The 15,205-nt window shown below is 38.0% G+C and carries 14 protein-coding genes; 12 read left to right on the top strand and 2 right to left on the bottom strand.

All coding sequences use genetic code 11. From position 1 onward, the window contains the following. The first annotated feature begins 24 nt into the window (after positions 1 to 24). From O5640_RS05975 to O5640_RS05925, 11 genes are all read left to right on the top strand, one after another. Positions 25 to 1,932, top strand: a complete 1,908-nt coding sequence (locus tag O5640_RS05975; RefSeq protein WP_269611441.1) for a DNA-directed RNA polymerase subunit gamma — start codon at positions 25 to 27, stop codon at positions 1,930 to 1,932. 39 nt (positions 1,933 to 1,971) lie between these two features. Further along, positions 1,972 to 6,081 carry a DNA-directed RNA polymerase subunit beta' gene (locus tag O5640_RS05970; protein WP_269611440.1) on the top strand — a complete coding sequence of 1,370 codons (4,110 nt, stop codon included), beginning with the start codon at positions 1,972 to 1,974 and terminating at the stop codon, positions 6,079 to 6,081. A 66-nt stretch (positions 6,082 to 6,147) separates the two neighbouring features. Then, positions 6,148 to 6,300 carry a high light inducible protein gene (locus O5640_RS05965; RefSeq protein WP_038654151.1) on the top strand — a complete coding sequence of 51 codons (153 nt, stop codon included), beginning with the start codon at positions 6,148 to 6,150 and terminating at the stop codon, positions 6,298 to 6,300. Next, complete coding sequence (rlmN, locus tag O5640_RS05960; protein WP_269611438.1) at positions 6,297 to 7,376, top strand: 23S rRNA (adenine(2503)-C(2))-methyltransferase RlmN; 1,080 nt, start codon at positions 6,297 to 6,299, stop codon at positions 7,374 to 7,376. The genes O5640_RS05965 and rlmN overlap by 4 nt, the downstream gene beginning before the upstream one ends. Before the next feature lie 30 nt (positions 7,377 to 7,406). Then, positions 7,407 to 9,173: a sodium:solute symporter family protein gene (locus tag O5640_RS05955; RefSeq protein ID WP_269611436.1), complete on the top strand. Its 1,767-nt coding sequence runs from the start codon at positions 7,407 to 7,409 to the stop codon at positions 9,171 to 9,173. A 50-nt stretch (positions 9,174 to 9,223) separates the two neighbouring features. Further along, positions 9,224 to 9,349 (top strand): hypothetical protein, encoded by a 126-nt coding sequence (locus tag O5640_RS05950; protein WP_269603327.1) that lies wholly within the window; start codon positions 9,224 to 9,226, stop codon positions 9,347 to 9,349. Between the two features lie 23 nt (positions 9,350 to 9,372). Beyond that, positions 9,373 to 10,182: a HEAT repeat domain-containing protein gene (locus O5640_RS05945; RefSeq protein WP_269611435.1), complete on the top strand. Its 810-nt coding sequence runs from the start codon at positions 9,373 to 9,375 to the stop codon at positions 10,180 to 10,182. A 90-nt stretch (positions 10,183 to 10,272) separates the two neighbouring features. Further along, positions 10,273 to 10,476 carry a DUF2997 domain-containing protein gene (locus O5640_RS05940; RefSeq protein WP_269611434.1) on the top strand — a complete coding sequence of 68 codons (204 nt, stop codon included), beginning with the start codon at positions 10,273 to 10,275 and terminating at the stop codon, positions 10,474 to 10,476. After that, on the top strand, positions 10,476 to 10,868 hold the full coding sequence (locus O5640_RS05935; protein WP_269611433.1) for a DUF1257 domain-containing protein: 393 nt from the start codon (positions 10,476 to 10,478) through the stop codon (positions 10,866 to 10,868). Before O5640_RS05940 ends, O5640_RS05935 begins: the two co-directional genes overlap by 1 nt. Positions 10,869 to 10,883: 15 nt before the next feature. Beyond that, positions 10,884 to 11,303, top strand: a complete 420-nt coding sequence (locus O5640_RS05930) for a ferredoxin (RefSeq protein WP_269611432.1) — start codon at positions 10,884 to 10,886, stop codon at positions 11,301 to 11,303. A gap of 16 nt (positions 11,304 to 11,319) precedes the next feature. Then, positions 11,320 to 12,546, top strand: coding sequence for an aldo/keto reductase (locus tag O5640_RS05925; RefSeq protein WP_269611431.1), 1,227 nt, complete (start codon positions 11,320 to 11,322; stop codon positions 12,544 to 12,546). On the opposite strand, the gene rsmG is transcribed toward O5640_RS05925, so the two are convergent. Next, positions 12,543 to 13,289, bottom strand: coding sequence for a 16S rRNA (guanine(527)-N(7))-methyltransferase RsmG (rsmG, locus tag O5640_RS05920; RefSeq protein ID WP_269611430.1), 747 nt, complete (start codon positions 13,287 to 13,289; stop codon positions 12,543 to 12,545). The two genes, O5640_RS05925 and rsmG, sit on opposite strands and share 4 nt — an antisense overlap. Positions 13,290 to 13,367: 78 nt before the next feature. Here rsmG and O5640_RS05915 point away from each other — a divergent pair, with 78 nt between their 5' ends. Beyond that, entirely contained in the window at positions 13,368 to 13,808 is a 441-nt protein-coding gene (locus O5640_RS05915) for a J domain-containing protein (protein ID WP_269611428.1), read from the top strand. Between the two features lie 58 nt (positions 13,809 to 13,866). Here O5640_RS05915 and bioA read toward each other — a convergent pair whose 3' ends face one another. Beyond that, a complete protein-coding gene (gene bioA, locus O5640_RS05910; protein ID WP_269611426.1) occupies positions 13,867 to 15,165 on the bottom strand; it encodes an adenosylmethionine--8-amino-7-oxononanoate transaminase in 1,299 nt (432 codons plus the stop codon). Positions 15,166 to 15,205: the final 40 nt, after the last annotated feature.

Genomic DNA, 15,205 nt, shown 5'->3' with positions numbered 1-15,205 from the left:
ATCATCTAAACACACTAATCTCTCATGACTAATAGCAATCTACGTACGGAAAATCATTTTGATTATGTCAAAATAAAACTAGCCTCGCCTGAAAGGGTAATGGAATGGGGCCAAAGAACTTTACCCAACGGTCAGGTAGTAGGGGAAGTAACCAAGCCTGAAACAATAAATTATCGAACACTTAAGCCTGAGATGGACGGATTGTTTTGTGAAAAGATTTTTGGTCCATCAAAGGATTGGGAATGTCATTGTGGGAAATATAAGAGAGTTAGACATCGTGGAATTGTTTGTGAAAGGTGTGGTGTTGAAGTAACAGAAAGCCGTGTAAGGAGACATAGAATGGGATTTATTAAATTAGCTGCTCCCGTATCGCATGTTTGGTATTTAAAAGGTATTCCTAGCTATGTAGCTATTTTGTTAGACATGCCTCTTAGAGATGTCGAACAAATTGTTTACTTTAATTGTTATGTGGTTTTAGATATTGGAGATAGTAAAGATCTAAAATATAAACAGCTATTAACAGAAGATGAATGGCTTGAGATTGAAGACGAGATTTATGCTGAGGATTCAACTATCGAGAATGAACCAATTGTTGGTATAGGTGCAGAGGCCTTAAAACAATTACTTGAAGATTTAAATTTAAAAGAAGTTGCTGAGCAATTGCGTGAAGAAATTGCAACAAGCAAAGGTCAAAAAAGGGCTAAGCTTATCAAAAGATTAAGGGTGATAGATAATTTTATTGCTACTAGTGCAAGTCCCGAATGGATGGTTTTAGATGCGATACCTGTTATACCTCCTGATCTGAGGCCTATGGTGCAATTAGATGGGGGTAGATTTGCTACCTCAGATTTAAATGACTTATATAGAAGAGTAATTAATAGGAATAACCGTCTTGCCCGTCTTCAGGAAATATTGGCTCCAGAGATAATAGTCAGGAATGAAAAAAGGATGCTGCAAGAGGCTGTAGACGCACTTATTGATAACGGTAGAAGAGGAAGAACTGTTGTTGGCGCAAATAATCGCCCCTTGAAATCATTGAGCGATATTATTGAGGGTAAGCAAGGTAGGTTTAGGCAGAACTTGCTTGGGAAAAGAGTTGATTATTCAGGTCGTTCAGTAATTGTTGTTGGCCCCAAGTTGAAAATGCATCAATGTGGATTGCCAAAGGAAATGGCAATAGAGCTTTTTCAGCCTTTTGTAATTCATAGATTGATTCGTCAGAATATTGTCAATAACATCAAAGCAGCAAAGAAATTGATACAGAAAGCTGACGATGAAGTCATGCAGGTTTTACAGGAAGTTATAGATGGTCATCCTATTCTTCTCAACCGTGCTCCTACTTTGCACCGACTAGGTATTCAAGCTTTTGAGCCTAAATTAGTTGCTGGACGAGCTATACAGTTACATCCCTTAGTCTGTCCAGCATTTAACGCTGATTTTGATGGAGATCAAATGGCTGTTCATGTACCTTTAGCGATTGAAGCGCAAACAGAGGCAAGGATGTTAATGCTTGCTAGTAACAATATTCTTTCACCTGCAACTGGCGATCCAATTGTAACCCCATCTCAAGATATGGTTTTAGGCTCTTACTATCTAACCGCAATTCAGCCTCAAGCCAATCAACCTAAATTCGGAGATTATGCACACACGTATGCTTCACTTGAAGACGTTTTACAGGCTCTTGAAGATAAAAGAATAGATTTACACGATTGGGTTTGGGTTAGATTCTCTGGCGAAATAGAGGATGACGATGAACTTCAAGAACCGCGTAAGTCTGAGACTTTGAAAGACGGTACTCGTATCGAGGAATGGACCTATCGACGTGACAGATTAGATGAAGATGGAAGTTTAATTAGCCGCTACATCTTGACGACAGTTGGACGGGTCGTAATGAATCACACGATTATTGATGCTGTGGCAGCCACCTCATAACTCTTAGAACAAATCCTCTTTTTTTGAACAGTTTTTTTCATGACTTCTTCCTCTCCTAAAACTCGTAAATCCTCTGCTAAATCAAAAGCAAAAAGAGGCTCTAAAGCAAAAAAAGCAGCAGCGATAAAAGCTGTTCAAAGACTTTCTAAAACTCCTCCACCTTTTAGAAATAAAGTAGTTGATAAGAAAGGTTTGAAAAATTTAGTTGCATGGGCATTTAAGCATCATGGAACTGCTGCAACTGCTGCTATGGCAGATAATTTGAAGGACCTTGGTTTCAGATATGCAACCCAAGCGGCAGTATCAATATCTGTTGATGATTTAAAAGTTCCAGAGGCTAAACAAGATTTACTTGGTCAGGCAGAAGAATTAATAACTGCTACAGAAGAATGCTATAGATTGGGTGAAATTACTGAGGTTGAAAGGCATACGAAAGTTATAGACACTTGGACAGAAACAAATGAAAGATTAGTTGATGCAGTTAAAAAGAATTTCAATCAAAACGATCCGTTGAACTCAGTATGGATGATGGCTAATTCAGGAGCCAGAGGAAATATGTCTCAGGTTCGTCAGCTTGTTGGAATGAGAGGATTAATGGCTAATCCTCAAGGGGAGATCATTGACTTACCAATACGAACTAATTTTAGAGAGGGACTCACGGTAACTGAGTATGTTATTTCCTCATATGGAGCTCGTAAAGGTCTTGTTGACACCGCTTTAAGAACTGCTGACTCTGGTTATTTAACTAGACGTTTGGTTGATGTCGCTCAAGATGTAATTGTTAGAGAAGAGGATTGTGGCACTACAAGATCAATTTTAATAAGTGCTGAGGATGGTAAGTTTGGTAATAGACTTGTTGGACGATTAACATCCGAACAAGTAGTTAATGCCGATCAGGAAGTTTTAGCTGAAAGAGATACTCCAATTGATCCTCAGCTATCTAAGAAATTTGAACAATCAAATATTCAAGGTATCAGAGTTAGATCTCCTCTTACATGTGAGGCTACTAGGTCGGTTTGTCGAAAATGTTATGGTTGGGCGCTAGCGCATAACCAACTCGTTGATTTAGGGGAAGCAGTGGGTATCGTTGCCGCTCAATCTATTGGAGAGCCAGGTACGCAATTAACCATGAGGACTTTCCATACCGGCGGAGTTTCAACCGCAGAGACTGGTGTTGTTCGCTCTACTATTTCAGGAAAAGTTGAGTTTGGTTCAAAGGCACGAGTAAGAGGTTATAGAACACCACATGGTGTTGAGGCTCAGCAAGCAGAAGTTGATTTTAGCCTTAGTATTGTTCCGTTAAGTGGTGGAAAACCTCAAACAATCGATATACCTATTGGCTCTCTACTTTTTGTAGACAATGATCAAAGTATTGCTACAGATGTAACTGTTGCTCAGATTGCAAGTGGAACTGTACAAAAAAGTGTTGAAAAAGCAACTAAAGATGTCATCTGTGATTTAGCTGGTCAAGTTAGGTATGAAACAATTATCCAACCCAGAGAGGTAACAGATAGACAAGGAAATATAACTCTTAAAGCTCAACGACTTGGTCGACTATGGGTACTAGCAGGAGACGTATATAATTTACCTCCTAATGCTATGCCAGTCGTTTCTGGCAATGTATCTGTAAAGGAGGGACAAGTTTTAGCTGAAGCAAGTCAGGCAAGTGAGTTTGGAGGTGAAGTAAGACTCAGAGACTCTATTGGTGATTCTAGAGAAGTTCAAATAGTTACAACTTCGATGACTTTAAATGATTTTAAATTACTTGAAGAATCTACTCACTCAGGCGAAATATGGCATCTTGAAGCTAAAGATAATACACGTTATAGATTAAATACTATTCCTGGAAGTAAAATTGGGAATAACGAGGTAATAGCTGAATTAGCAGATGATCGTTTTAAAACAGAAACAGGTGGACTTGTTAAATACGCCCCGGGATTGACAATTAAGAAAGCTCGTTCTGCAAAGAATGGTTATGAGGTTAGTAAAGGCGGAACTCTATTATGGATCCCTCAAGAAACGCATGAAATCAATAAGGATATTTCATTGTTAATGATTAAAGATCGCCAATGGATAGAGGCAGGGACAGAAGTTGTTAAAGATATTTTCAGTCAAACTGCAGGAATTGTTACTGTTACTCAAAAAAATGATATTCTTAGAGAAATCATAGTTAGAAGCGGCACTTTCAAGCTTTGTAAAGAAAGTAAAGCGCTTGATAGGTTTGAAGGTGAGGGGCAAATAGTTAACCCTGGAGAAACTATTGCAAAAGGGATTAAGACTGATTCAATGGTAATGGTTCAATCAGTTGAAACACCAGAAGGGAAAGGCCTCTTATTAAGACCTGTAGAGGAATTCACAATTCCTGACCAAGCACAGTTGCCGGAATTAGAGCATGTTAAGCAGCCTAAAGGTCCATCACTAGGAATAAAAGCTTCTCAAAGACTTGCTTTTAAAGATGGCGAGCTTATTAAATCTGTTGAAGGTATTGAGTTGCTTAAAACTCAACTGATGCTTGAGACGTTCGATACGACACCACAAATGACAGTAGACGTGGAAGTCATACAAGACTTGAATTCAAAGAATACTGATAGATTGAAATTAGTTATTCTTGAAAGTATTTTAGTCAGAAGAGATACAACATCTGATTCCAGTCATGGCTCAACACATACTGAATTGCAGATAGAAAATGCTCAAAATGTTTCTGCTGGGGACGTTGTGGCTACAACGCAGATCTTATGTAAGGAAGAAGGTATTGTTCAACTCCCAGACGCTATCGAAGGAGATCCAGTTCGTCGACTTATCGTTGAAAGGGATGAAGATACAATAACAATTGACTCCAAAGGAGCTAATCTTTTGAAAGTTGGACAAAGAGTAGTAGATGGAGACTTTGTTTCTAAAGATCAACCAATTGGTGCTTGTGGTGAAATAGAAAATATTGATGGAAAAAAAGTTAAGTTGCGGCTTGGTAGACCTTACATGGTTTCTCCAGATTCAGTCCTTCACGTTCGTGATGGGGATCTAGTGCAAAGAGGAGATGGCTTGGCTTTGTTGGTTTTTGAAAGACAAAAAACAGGAGATATTGTTCAAGGTTTACCAAGGATTGAAGAATTACTCGAAGCTCGTAGACCCAGGGATTCAGCTATTTTGTGTAAAAAGTCTGGTACAGTAGACATTAAAAAAGGAGATGACGATGACTCGGTAGTTGTATCTATTATTGAGGAAAATGATGCGATTTCTGAATATCCAATTTTATTAGGCCGTAATGTAATGGTTAGAAATAGCCAACAAGTTGTGGCTGGTGAATTCTTGACCGATGGTCCAGTAAACCCACATGAACTTTTGGAATGTTTCTTTACGGATTTGCGTGATAAAAAGCCCCTAATGGATGCAGCTCAAGAGGCCATAGCCAAGCTTCAGCATAGGATGGTAAGTGAAGTTCAAAATGTTTATAAATCTCAGGGAGTAGCCATAGATGATAAACATATAGAGGTAATAGTTCGACAGATGACTAGTAAAGTGAGAATAGAAGATGCTGGGGATACAACATTCCTACCAGGAGAATTGATAGAACTCAGGCAAGTTGAAGATACTAATCAGGCTATATCCATCACTGGAGGTGCTCCCTCAGAGTTCACTCCTGTTTTACTAGGTATTACAAAGGCATCACTTAATACTGATAGCTTCATATCAGCTGCTTCATTCCAAGAAACAACTCGAGTTCTTACCGAAGCGGCTATTGAAGGTAAGTCTGATTGGCTACGTGGACTTAAAGAAAATGTAATTATTGGTCGCCTGATTCCTGCCGGTACAGGTTTTAGTGGCTTTGTTGAAGAGTTAAATGCTGAAGCAGGACCTCATCCAGATATTCTTGCCGAAGATCCGGCTGGTTATAGAAGGATTCAAAATCTTAGACCTGACTATACTGTTGACATGCCTTCTTCCCCAGTGGCTAAGAATACTTCTGTTTTGGATGATCCAAGTGAAGAGGATTTAGAGGCAACTAGAAGTAGACATGGAATCGATCCAACTACAAGTAATTTTGCAGCTTTTGCTCGACCAATCGGTGATGATGAATCACCTGAAGACCAAATGCCAGACCCTGCTGCTTTAGAGGGTTTGCAAGAAGAGGGCTTACTTTCAGATGAATAAATGAAGTTTTCTACAATACGCTTTTAAACTTTCTAATATTTAGTTCTTCCACTTAAAAGACCACCGATGATTGATCCTCCTGTAGTGCCCAAGCGTAAGTTACCTCGCTATGGCTTTCATACACACACTGAACGAGTTAACGGTAGATGGGCAATGATTGGCTTTATTGCATTAGTGCTTTTGGAATTTAAATTGGGACATGGCTTAATGAATTGGTGACAAAACTTTCTAAATCATCAAGTAATTTATCCCTGCTTGGCTTAAGTTCCGAAGATCTTGAAGAATTTGCTCTACAGGAAGGTGAAAAAGCTTTTCGAGGTAGGCAAATTCACGAATGGATTTATCAAAAAGGAGCTAAAAGTGTAGACTCAATAACTGTTCTTCCAAAGCGATGGAGAGATTCATTAGAAAATAAAGGAATCAAGATTGGAAGACTTGATGAAATTAATAGAGTTGTATCTGAGGATGAGACATTAAAATTATTGATGGGGACTATTGATGGTGAGATTATAGAAACAGTAGGAATACCAACTGATAAAAGACTTACTGTTTGTGTCTCAAGTCAAATAGGTTGTCCTATGGGTTGTAAATTTTGTGCGACTGGTAAGGGTGGGCTTAATAGATCTCTTAATGTGAATGAAATAGTTGATCAGGTGATTAGTGTTGGAGAAACAATGAATAGGAGGCCTACCCATGTCGTCTTTATGGGCATGGGCGAGCCACTTCTAAATATTCGTAATGTTTTAGACTCTATTGAATGTCTCACGAATGATATTGGCATTGGTCAAAGAAGGATAACTGTTAGCACTGTTGGTATACCAGATACACTACCCAATTTAGCAAAATCAGCTCAAGAGCGTTTGGGAAGAGTGAAATTCACTCTTGCGGTTAGTCTTCATGCACCTAATCAGACGTTGCGTGAATCAATTATTCCATCAGCGAGTTCTTATCCAATCGATTCATTACTCGAAGACTGTAAAAAATATATAGAATTCACTGGTAGACGTGTAAGCTTTGAATATATCCTTCTTGGTGGTTTGAATGACAAAGATATTCATGCAGAGCAGTTGGCTGATTTGATGAGAGGCTTCCAGAGTCATGTTAATTTAATAGCCTATAACCCAATTGCTGAAGAGAACTTTAAACGACCAAGCCAATCCAGAGTTAATGGCTTTAGAGAATTATTAGAATATAATGGAGTTGCTGTAAGCGTTCGTGCAAGTAGAGGTAGAGATAAAGATGCGGCTTGTGGACAATTAAGAAGGCAAACAATTGATAAAATAAAAATCAATTAAGAGAGAAACATATATGAATTAAGAAATTTTATGACATTTATTGATTGGTTTATTTTATTTTTTTATTTATTATCTTCTCTGGCATTAGGAATTTATATCTCTCTAAAGAATCATAATGAAGCCGATTATTTTGTTGCTGGTCGTCGTCTAACTGGTTTGCTTGCAGGAATGTCCATGGCTGCCACAACGTTCTCGATTGATACCCCTCTTTATGTGGCCGGAATTATTGGGACTAGAGGCTTGGCTGGAAATTGGGAGTGGTGGAGTTTTGGACTTGCACATGTTGCTATGACAGTTATATTCGCTCCACTTTGGCGGCGTAGTGGGGTATTGACGGATGCAGCCTTTACTGAGTTACGTTATGGGGGTAAACCAGCAGCTTATTTAAGAGGTATAAAAGCTTTCATACTTTCTGTCCCAATCAATTGTATTGGGATTGGGTATGCATTCTTGGCAATGCGTAAGGTCGCTGAATCATTAGGTGTCGTGGATGGTCATATTGTGTTTGGCCCCTTTACTGACACGATAATTTTAATGGTTTTAGTTGCTTTGTTTTTGCTTGTTTACACTGTACTAGGCGGTCTTTTGGCCGTGGTAGTTAATGATTTTGTACAACTTATATTGGCTCTTTTAGGCGCGCTTGCGGTTTGCTTTGTAGTGCTTGATGCTTCAGGTGGTATGACGGATTTATTAATAAAGTTAGAGGCATTAGATAGACCTGAGCTTCTTTCTTTATTCCCATGGACATTAAATAAAGATGGTTTCAATTGGTTGGATCGTTCAGGAATAAGTATTACTACTTTTTTCGCTTTTATTTCTTTGCAGTGGTGGAGTTTTAGACGCAGTGATGGTGGTGGAGAATTTATTCAGCGTTTATTGGCTACTAAAGATGAAAAACAAGCAACTTTGGCAGGAATAGTGTTTTTAATTGTTAATTATCTTATTCGTAGTTGGCTTTGGATTTTAGTTGGCCTGGCTGGTTTAGTTCTTTTACCTCAACAAACTGACTGGGAATTAAGTTATCCAAAGCTCGCTGTTACATATTTGCCACCCGTTGGACTTGGATTAGTGGTGGTTTCATTGGTTGCAGCATTTATGAGTACCGTAAGTACTTCAATTAATTGGGGAGCAAGTTATCTTGCGCATGATCTGTATAAAAGATTTGTTAGGCCATCGGCTGGACCTAGAGAAATGATACTCATGGGCCAAGTTGCAAGTATTTTCTTGCTGCTAATTGGAGTCGTTACGGCTCTATTTGGTAACAGTATTGGTTCAATGTTTAGACTTGTTATTGCAATAGGTACAGGACCAGGTGCTGTACTTGTGCTTCGGTGGTTTTGGTGGCGAGTTAATGCTCTAGCGGAACTTTCCGCAATGCTGAGTGGTTTTTTTATTGGCTTAATAACATCAGTTTCTCCATATTTTACAATTGAGGATTTTGGAAAAAGACTCTTATTTACTACTTTATTTACAGCTGTGGTTTGGTTGCTTACTTTATTTTTTTCTCAGCCAGAGTCTGAGGAGACACTCAATAAATTTGTGATGCAGGTGAACCCTCCAGGTCCTGGTTGGAACAAAATAAGGAAAAGTCTGAATATCAATCCAGTTGATAATTTTTCAGTTCTTGGATATCGCTTCATTTTAGGCTCAGGAATTCTCTATGGGGGTTTAATTAGTATTGGGGCTTTCTTATTACATCAAGAAAGGAACGCTTGGATTGCCCTTTCAATTGCTGTGAGTTGTGTTTTTTTAATGAAGAAAACAAAACTAATAACTCAAAAAGTTGACCCACGATAGCCAAATGGTCAAAATTTAGAGCAGAATAGAATTCTAATTAGTTTGTAACATTGGGTTTTTTACGAACAACTCTTTTCCCTATTTTAATTGTTGCTCTTTTTGCTGTAGCTTTGTTCGCTGTCAGCGCTCGTATATGGCTCCCCGGGGATATGCTTGCACCAGCACCAATTAATTAGTTTGCTCTTCTTCTGTCAGAGCTATGAATGATGAAAATCAAAAATTAAGTGAAGAAGGGTTGGCTAATTTGGCTATAGACCCAGATCTTTTAGCGAGAGAATTAGCTGCTCAATTGGCAGGAGATCCTTTAGATGAAATTGAATTAGATAAAATTGATGGTGATCAAGGGAATTCATCAAAAGAATGTGATCTTGCGCTGAAATGGCTTCAATCCGGAAATAATGAGAGACTTCAGGGTTTAAGAGTCTTTTGCGAACATAGGGATCCAAGAGCTCTCCCACTCTTATTACCTTTACTTGAAGAACCTTCTCCTGTAGTCAGGATGAGTGCTGTTTATGCTTTAGGTAGAAATACTTGTCCAAAAGCTATAGATCTTCTTTTGCATTTATTGAGGTTTGATAGTAACGCTTATGTGCGAAAAGCTACTGCATGGAGTCTCGGAAATTACCCTAATGCACCCGTTCTAGAACCTCTGATTAATGCATTAAAGCAAGATGTGGCTGCGGTGAGATTGTGGGCATCAAGCTCTTTAGCAGAGGTTGGACTAAATTCAGTAGAGAGCTCTCCCCCAGCCGCGAATCAATTACTTGAAAGTTTGCAAGTAGATGGTGAACCAATAGTTAGAAGTAACTGTATATGGTCGCTAGGCCGCCTTTATGGACTTTTGAGTACGGAAATCCAAATGCAAATAGTAGATACTTTTATTTCTGTTTTATTAAATGATAGAGAGCCTTCTGTGAGATATGAAGCAAGGACAGCTTTGGAGCAATTGGATAATGGAGAGGTACAAAAAAAATTAAAATCATTAATTGATGATGGTCAATTGGTTTAATTTTTGGTACAAAAACAATTCGTTGTAATTAATAATTCGCGTTTCTAGAGTTTTTTTCTATATCATGCGTGACTTAGGGGCTTCAATTTCATGCCACAACGCACATTGCGATTTAAAATCCGACAAGATGGACGGGTGGAAGAAACCGTTGAAGGTCTTGTTGGTGAAGCATGTATTGATTTAACTGAGAAGCTTGAGGATGCCTTAGGCACCGTTGAAAGGAGAGAGCTAACCTCTGATACCTTTCTTCGCGAAAACGTTCAAAACCAGACTATTCCTGCAGAAATCCACTGATGTCACATTTCAGCACAGTTAAAACTCAACTTCGTAAGAAAGAGTTCCTTAAACAGGCTCTAATAGACTTAGGCTATGTCCCCAACGAAGGTGAAAATCTAGTTAGAGGTTATAGAGGTCAAACTGTAAAAGCTCAAATGACTGTTGAGATGAGTAAAGGAGCAGACATTGGTTTTCGTTGGAATGAAGGCTCAAAATCATATGAACTTGTAACTGACCTTGATCTCTGGAAACAATCAATACCAATTGAGAGATTTTTAGCTCAAGTCACTCAACGTTATGCTTTAAACACTGTTCTTGATTCAACTTCTCAAGAAGGATTTCAAGTATCTGAGCAAAAACAAAATTTAGATGGGTCAATTGAATTAGTAGTTACTCGTTGGGATTCCTAAGATTGTTTTTGAAAATTGACTTTTGACCCTAGAGCTGCTTTTGAAACTAGGTCTATTGAATATCAGCCTTCAAGTGATATTTATGATCCAAATGTTGCATATGAAGCCGCTAACAATGAAGACTTCGAGCTTAGTGGTAGAGACCCAGTCCTTGGAGGAAAGTTACGGGAAAAAGCCGTTTGGGTTGATGAAAGGAAATGCATTGGCTGTACATATTGCAGTTCAGTTGCTACTAATACTTTCGCAATGGAGCCTGAACAAGGTAGAGCAAGAGCGTTTAGACAAGATGGAGATAGTGATGAATTAATACAAGAAGCTATAGATACCTGCCCTGTTGATTGCATAGATTGGGTTTCTTTTGAAGACTTAATTAAATTGGAAGAAGTCTTAAGAAATCATAACTTTAGGAATTTAGGTTTACCCCCGGTTACTTGATTTTTAAATATAAGAAGTGTCAAGAATTAAAGATAGTAAAAACATTGCAATACCTACTCGAAGATTTGGTCGAACAGAGATTCAGATGCCAGTCTTATCTCTTGGCGGGATGCGCTTTCAACAAAGTTGGAAGGATTTAGATCCTAAAGAAATTCATAATCAACAACAAGACGTCTTGCGAAAAACTATTAAGTATGCGTCTCAAAAAGGCATGCATCATATAGAAACTGCTCGTCATTATGGAACATCAGAGCGCCAGATAGGCTGGGCCTTCGGTCAACTTGATGACCCAAAAAGAATATTGCAAACGAAAATCCCGCCAAATAATGACCCTTCTATATTTGAGCAAGAACTTGAGTTGAGTATGAGTAGATTAGGTTCTCAAAAAATTGATTTATTAGCTATTCATGGTATCAATATTCCTGAGCACTTAGATATGACTATTCGTCCAAACGGATGTCTACAGATTGTTCGTCAATGGCAAAAAGATGGTCTTGTTGGTCATGTTGGCTTCTCAACTCATGCAAACGTTGACTTGATCATAAAAACAATTGAAACAGGACTTTTTGATTATGTTAACTTGCATTGGTATTTCATACGTCAGGAAAACGAAAAGGCTTTACAAGCAGCGAATGCTAATGATATGGGAGTTTTCATTATAAGTCCTACTGATAAGGGCGGCCATTTACATTCACCGTCATTGAAACTTTTAGATTTGTGTAGTCCTTTGCACCCTATAGAATTTAATGATCTGTTTTGTTTGAGGGATAAAAGAATTCATACATTAAGTGTTGGAGCGTCACAGCCTGAAGATCTAGATATTCATTTAAGTGCAATCTCTAAAATGGATACAATGCATAGTTTAATAAATATTATAGATAAAAGATTAGTTAATGCCTCATACAAGTCGCTTGGGGAGTCATGGTTGACTACTTGGAAGATAGGTTTGCCTGTTTGGGACCAGACTCCAGGAGAGATTAATATACCTATTTTGCTATGGCTAAATAATTTATTGGAGGCTTGGGATATGGAAAGCTTTGCTAAAGATCGTTATGGTCTTTTAGGTAGAGGAGGACATTGGTTCCCAGGCTCAAACGCAGATTGTTTGGATTGTGAAGTGAGCGAAAATGACTTGAAAAAAGTTTTGATCAATAGCCCGTGGAGCTCTGAAATACCTTTTATACTTAGAAAATTGAAAGATAGATTGGGGGGAGAAAGAAGAGATAGATTATGGGGGATTTAGTAACCTAAAGGCTGTTTTCTGGGTTTGCCAACTGATCTAGGATATTGATTAGGACATTTTTGAATAGAACTAATTCTAATAATATTTCTAATACCGCGATTATTAGGGAGTAAGAATTTATGTGTTCGTTGGATTTCTGCATTTAGTTTAATTAAAGCTTTTGTTAGTATTTGCTCCTCTTCTTCACTCCAGCCTCCTTTGAATATGAGCGCTTGACCTGTCGAATTTAAAAAAGGTACGAGATATTCTGCTACTACATTTGCAGAAGCAACTGCTCTTGCGATTGCATAATCAAAATTACTTCGAAAGATTGGATCCCTTCCCGCTGTCTCAGCCCGTTCATTTACGACTGTTATACGAGAATTCAATCCAATTTCTTTAGAAACTTCTTTCAGAAAAGTCGTTTTTTTACTTGAGGAATCTAAAAGAGTGATATTTGAATTTGGCATTGCTATGGCTATGGCTATACCAGGAAATCCACACCCAGAACCAATGTCTATGTATTTCCGAGAAAGTTCAGGGTATTGAAGTTCTTCATTAAGTGGCAACAAGCTATCACATACTTGTGCAGTCCAGAAATCATCTCCATCAACTAAACGAGTAAGGTTGGTTTTCTTATTCCATTCTTTAAGTAAATCTTGCAAATGGATAAATTGAGCTAATTGTTCTTCACTTGGCAACCATTTAAGCTCATTCCATATCATGCGATGATTTGATTCTTTGTTGTTTGTATCAATAGACATTTTGAATTGTTTTTTGGAATAGTCAGTCCTGAGATATTTAGATAAAATCTATACATTATTAGATCATATTTTCTTTAGTTGACTCCTTCCTTTAATTGTTACGAACTGCTTGGTGTTTCTACCTCTGCCAATAACGCAGAGCTTAGAAAAGCTTTTCGTCAATTAAGTAAGCAACTTCATCCGGATACGACATCTCTGCCAAGTGATGAAGCGACAAAGCAATTTCAAAATGTTTGTGAGGCTTATGATTTATTAAGTGATCCTGTCTTAAGGGCAAACTATGACTTATATATAGAAAAAAAGAATTATCTTATAAGTCAAAAAAAAGAACCTTACTTTAAGAATATACAACCTGTACAATTTTCTAAATCGATAGGAGTAAGACGACCATTATCAGGAGGAGAACTGTTTTCACTTCTTCTTTTGATCACCTCTATTTTCTTGAGCCTTGCTTTAGGAGTGTTTATAGCTTTTTTAAGAGGCGGAAACTTGAATTTCACTCCAAGTTGGTTGATGTAAGTTTAATTTCAGAAATATTTAAATAGCTAAGTGCTTAGAATCTTCGTAAGAAGGAATTCTAGGATAGAGCATTTAAGCCCTCTTGGATTCCAAAATAGCATTTTTCTAGTTCTTCATCTGTAATACACAGTGGTGGCATTAGATAAACTACATCTCCTAATGGCCGAATGAAAACACCAACCTTCAATGCACTTGCTTTCATGATTTTTCCTACTGAACTTAAATATCCTTTTTTACCTTTTACTTTAATATTAAAAGCAGCAATGGTTCCTGTAATCCTTGGACATTCAATTCTTGGATCTTTAATTATTTTTTCTAGATGAGCTTGATGACGTGATTCGAAATTCAAATATTTTTGAGGGGATTTTTCTAAAAGATCTAAGCTTGCATTAGCAGCTGCGCATCCTAATGGGTTGGCTGTGAAACTATGACCGTGCCAGAAAGTTTTCTTTGGATTTTCCCCAAGAAAACCTTCAGAAATCCTTTTGCTGGACATAGTAACTCCCATTGGAAGGAATCCACCTGTCAACCCTTTTGAGAGTGATATTAGGTCTGGCTTTAACCCTGCTCTTTGAAAAGCAAATAGTTTTCCACATCTTCCAAAGCCAGTTAATACCTCATCTGTAATAAGTAAAGAATCAGCATGGCGAATTCTTTTTTCGACTTCTACTAGAAATTCTGAACGAACCATTCTCATCCCGCCAGCCCCTTGCACTAATGGCTCAAGAATTACCGCAATAGTTGGTGTCTGCAAGAGATGATCAAGAGTTTCTAAAATCTCCTTTTCTCGTTTCTCAAAATCTACATCGCCCCACCATGTCTCTGGCCAAGGGACTCTGCTGACAGGAAATAGCATTTGATCAAAAGGCTCGCTAAATATATTTCGTTCACCTACTGCCATTGCTCCAAATGTATCTCCATGGTAGGCACCTTCGAATGCAATAATTTGAGATCTATTATCACCTTTATTTTTCCACCATTGACGAGCCATTTTTAAAGCTACTTCTACTGCTGTAGAGCCATTATCTGAAAAGAATAACTTTTCTAGACCTGTTAATTTACTTAGTCGATTAGCTAATAGCTCAGCTTGAGGATGTGTGAAATCTGCAAAAATAATTTGTTCTAATTGCTCTGCTTGATTTGCGATAGCCTTAGCAATATATTCATTTGCATGACCATGAAGAGTGACCCACCAGCTACTTATGCCATCGATTATTGGTGCTGTGTCTTTGGGAAGTAAAAGGGCACCTTTGGCTTTTTCAACCAATAATTGAGGTTTGGAAGATGTAAGTTGTGTGAATGGTGGCCATATATGAGGATTCTGAATGGTTTGATTTGAATTTTCTTTCTCATTCATCAAATTTAGTTTTCCCTCTTGTTTCATTTAACTTGATTCG

The organism is Prochlorococcus marinus str. MIT 0912 (assembly GCF_027359595.1).
Classification (GTDB): Bacteria; Cyanobacteriota; Cyanobacteriia; order PCC-6307; family Cyanobiaceae; genus Prochlorococcus_B; species Prochlorococcus_B marinus_C.
This window is presented reverse-complemented; position numbering and strand designations above follow the sequence as displayed.